The 4,106-nt window shown below is 56.0% G+C and carries 4 protein-coding genes; 2 read left to right on the top strand and 2 right to left on the bottom strand.

From position 1 onward, the window contains the following. Positions 1 to 1,992 (top strand): helicase-related protein (locus tag VMU57_RS03465; RefSeq protein WP_325380819.1); only part of this gene is annotated, 1,992 nt, incomplete at its 5' end. Then, a complete protein-coding gene (locus tag VMU57_RS03460; protein WP_325380817.1) occupies positions 1,964 to 2,167 on the top strand; it encodes a hypothetical protein in 204 nt (67 codons plus the stop codon). The genes VMU57_RS03465 and VMU57_RS03460, both read left to right, overlap by 29 nt. 296 nt (positions 2,168 to 2,463) lie before the next feature. On the opposite strand, the gene tnpA is transcribed toward VMU57_RS03460, so the two are convergent. Together tnpA and VMU57_RS03450 are read right to left on the bottom strand one after the other, a co-directional pair. Further along, positions 2,464 to 2,718, bottom strand: coding sequence for an IS66 family insertion sequence element accessory protein TnpA (gene tnpA / locus VMU57_RS03455; RefSeq protein ID WP_325380815.1), 255 nt, complete (start codon positions 2,716 to 2,718; stop codon positions 2,464 to 2,466). Positions 2,719 to 2,854: 136 nt separating this feature from the next. Continuing rightward, positions 2,855 to 4,106: hypothetical protein (locus tag VMU57_RS03450; protein WP_325380813.1), on the bottom strand; the 1,252-nt coding region annotated here is incomplete at its 5' end.

The raw sequence follows: 4,106 nt of genomic DNA, 5'->3' as shown, positions 1-4,106 counted from the left end.
GACAAGTGGCATGAAGAGCCTATTGTGCTGGCGTCAAGCCAACTTCTAAGGCGGACGGATCGCACCGCAGAGATTCTAGAAAGAGCTGAACCATGGGACCTGATCGTGCTGGATGAGGCCCACCACGCGCGTCGGAAATCTCCCGGTGCTACGAAAGATCGGGGCCCCAACGCATTGCTGCGGCTGATGCTCGGGCTGCGAGAAAAGACCCAGGGCCTTCTGCTCTTGACTGCGACACCTTTACAAGTCCATCCGGTGGAAGTTTGGGACCTTTTGAATCTGCTTGGAATGCCACCTGAATGGACGGATCGAGCATTTGTCAGCTTTTATGACATGCTGGCCAAGCCTTCTCCCTCGCATGAGGAATTCGAATCGTTGGCAGCGTTGTTCCGCGCCTTGGAGAAGCGATACGGCGAAGCTCAGGTTGATTCGGTGCAGGCTATCGTCCAGACAAGCAGATTGAATGCAGTAAAGCTGCTCCGAGATTTGCGAGATGAGGCCGCTATGCCTCGGAGATCGTTATCAGTGAAAGACCGCGAGAGCGCTCTGCGCATCATCCGCCTGAACTCGCCGGTGGGCAGACTTATCTCACGAAACACTCGCGACATGTTGCGGCGATATTACAAAGAGGGCCGTATATCCACGCCGATTGCCGACCGCAGCGTAGATGATAGGTTCCTCGCCATGACGGTCGAGGAACGGCAGATTTACGAGCTAGTAGAGACCTATATTCGTGACACATACAAGCAGGCTTCGACGGCAACGAGAACCGCTGTCGGTTTTGTCATGACGATCTATCGCAAGCGGCTGGCAAGTAGTTTCTACGCTCTGGCCAGAACGCTGGAGAAACGGCTCGCCGCGCTCAAGCAGGGAGATGGATCACTCCTCGGCCCGACGGAAGACGATATGCCTGATGACGACCTGGCTGAAGAGCAACCCGACACCGACGAGATTGCAGAAATGGAGCGGGAAGCCCTCAATTTTGAAGAGCGTTCATCTGTTGAGGATTTGCTTCGCCGCGTCAGTGGCCTGGCGCCAGATACCAAGGCCCGAGAACTTCGGCTGATCATCGATGAATTGCGTGGCGGCGGGTATGGCCAAGTGATGGTGTTCACGCAGTTCACCGATACGATGGACTTTTTGCGAAATCAACTCCGATCCACGCCAGGACTCAGGATGATGTGCTATTCAGGTCGGGGTGGCGAGGTACCAATTGGAGATTCCGAATGGGAGGTTATCTCCAGGGACGCGGCGAAGCGCCGTTTTAAGAACGGAGACGCGGATGTGCTGCTATGTACAGACGCCGCTGCGGAAGGGCTGAATTTTCAGTTCTGTGGGGCCTTGATCAACTACGATCTTCCATGGAACCCGATGCGAGTTGAGCAAAGAATTGGGCGAATCGACCGCGTTGGCCAGAAATACCCCACGATCCGGATCGTGAACCTGCAGTACGACGACACCATCGAAACGACGGTTTACAGGGTTCTGCAAGAACGAATCGGCTTCTTTACCTCGGTGGTGGGTAAGCTTCAGCCGATTCTCTCCAGCGTGTCGCAGAGAATCGCAGCAGCCGTTTTGGCAGCGAGCGCAACTGAAGACGGTAAGAAACTCGCAACATCGATCGAAGACGATATCGCAGCGGCAGATGCATCCTCGTTTGATCTCGATAACCTGGTAATCACTGAACTCGATGTAGAGCAACGACCAGCCGCGCTGTATGGTCTAGGAGAGCTTCGCGATGTCCTTTCGAACCAAGGGGTCTTCCTTCCCGAGATACACCTGGAGCCGTCAGGCAACAACGAGTTTCAATACCTTGCACCTGGACAGAAGAAGCTTCGAGTCACGGTCAACCCGGAGTATTACGACACGCACTCTGAAGACGTCGAACTCTGGTCATCAGGAAGCCCGGCATTTCCAAATCCGGTTGACATTGCGGAACCATCTGAAGCGTCGAAGATCACCCTTGAATCTCTGCTTGCGCAGCGGGGCTGATGTAAACAATATCGCGAGCTTCCGGCAAGGACTGCGCGAGTGGAAGGAAGCGGTCCACATCTTCCTCAGCGACAATCGCGAGGCCGCCTTTCAACAGGCCCTCCTGATCGGCCGCATGGACGAAGACTGCCACGAAAATGCAGGAGGCTGGTCGAAAGCAGACTGGCCGAAGTGATCCGGCTCGATTGCCTGGGTACCAACCAAACGAAGTTCAGTATTGATCTGGGACCGAAAAGAGCCAAAGAGAAGCTACTCTTCGAGCACATCTTCCATCCAGAAGAAACGGTGCCCGAAGCCAGATCACTGCCCGAGATCGCCTCGTTGGATGAGGGGCGAAAGAGGCGCTCCGTTCTGGTCTGGCTCCAGTCGCCCTACGGGCTCCTCCCACCAGGACAGAACGGAATGACCAAACACAAACCCAAGGTGGAGCCAATTCAGACGATCAAAAGGGGCCAGATCAAGTTGACAAAGTCAGCCGGCTCTCAAACGCACCTCGATCCCACCGCTCCCCACACCCATCGGCTGTATCTGTCCCTGCGGTGCAGCCACCCCGACTTCCACAAACTCACGGGCCTCCGAATCACGCAGCCGCTTCTTCCATTCGTAGAACTGCCACTCGCGCAAACTGCGCTCCCGGCAGAACGCTGCCACGCTTTGGCCACTGCGACCCTGTTCGCTTACCAGTCCTCGCCACTTCGCCCATACCTCTGCATTTTGCTGACTCATTCCTCAACCGTGACGCAACTCCACGCTCAAAACAAGATGCCGTTCGCATAGCGCTCACAATTGATGCCAATAGCGGCCATTCTGAGAATGAAGAACAGAGAACGGCCACTACCTGTGCGCAGTACCACCAGGCCATCTACGCCACCGCTTGGCCTGAAACCGCCGCGGCCCCAGTCTGGATGGTGAACGACCAGCGATCGTCTTTGCCTAAGACAAAGACCAGCCGGGACACGTCAGCGTTTTTCAGAGAGTTGAGGAAATCGCAGTTCAATTTCGACGCCAATTCGTTCAGCTTCATCTGCACGAGGTCCATTGGCCCGTACAGGATGCGTGTGATTTCCTCCTCGGCTTCATGTTGAAAATACTCCAGCTGGGTGTCGTAGCTGTCGCACTCCATGTCGTCGCCAGGCTGGAAACCGACATACACCGCCGCTTCCAACAAGCCAAACGGTTCTGCATCGCGTTTCACGAGCCACGCACTTGAGCGCGTGACAACGATCTGCACGCTGGGGAAGTTGCTATCTTCAAACCATCCCGCAAAGGGAATGTCCCAAGCGAAATGCTCCACCGTGTCTGAGGATCGAAGCTGCAGTCCAAGGCTGAGGGTATCCGCCAACGCCACAGCATCCTCGCCTTGGAATTCATCTTCGTGGACCTCGCCATTGACCGCGAGATGCACCGGACAAATTCGCGGCAGTTTGCCATACCAGGAGTAGCCGGCGAACCGGCGATTGTCTTCGAGTATGGTGAGCGGAACGTCATGTACCAGGATGCGCGCCGCAACATCGAACGTGAACAAAAGCCATTCGGCACACTTCGGTTCGGACGTGTCGACAATTGCGTAGCGGGTCAGGGCTGCTCCGTCTGAAAGGCGGACAACCTCCTTCGCTCCCAGAAACGGACCATCCATCGAATCTGCGGCCGCCGCCGGCGCGGTGAAGGTAGTGAAATACGGCGCAGCTTCTCGCAATGCGATCCCTAGCTCGCGGGCCTCCAGAAAGTCAGCGTAGCTGGCCGTGTGTTCCGGCAAGGTTGCCAGATACTCGAACATCGTCCTTCGCGCTTCCTTGGCGACCTGGTGATACTGATCGTCCAGAACGATTCCATTCCGGTCGGGCAGCTTCAGATGCACCGAGCTGGTCTCGATCACATCGATGCGGACATTGAGGGCCAGAAATTCGATTGGAGTGTATTTGCCTCTGTGGATGAGCACGGAAGACAGCCCTTTCGGACATGGCTGTTCGCGAATGGTCTTCCCATGGAAGTTCCAGGTGTTCGAATTAGACGAATACGCCGGCGCCACGAAGACGCCGATGCGGACTCCCATGGTCTCCTTGATGTACAAGGCGTCCTTCAGGAAGTCTTCGCGAGGCGCAGCCTCGCCGTTG

The sequence above is a fragment of the Edaphobacter sp. genome (assembly GCF_035532915.1).
Lineage (GTDB): Bacteria > Acidobacteriota > Terriglobia > Terriglobales > Acidobacteriaceae > Edaphobacter.
The sequence above is the reverse complement of the archived record's forward strand: the minus strand, read 5'-3'. Positions and strand labels throughout refer to the sequence as shown.

What these genes read in the sequence shown, in the direction of transcription:
- tnpA (WP_325380815.1), bottom strand. Translation starts at nt 2,718, where the DNA reads ATGAGTCAGCAAAATGCAGAGGTATGGGCGAAGTGGCGAGGACTGGTA.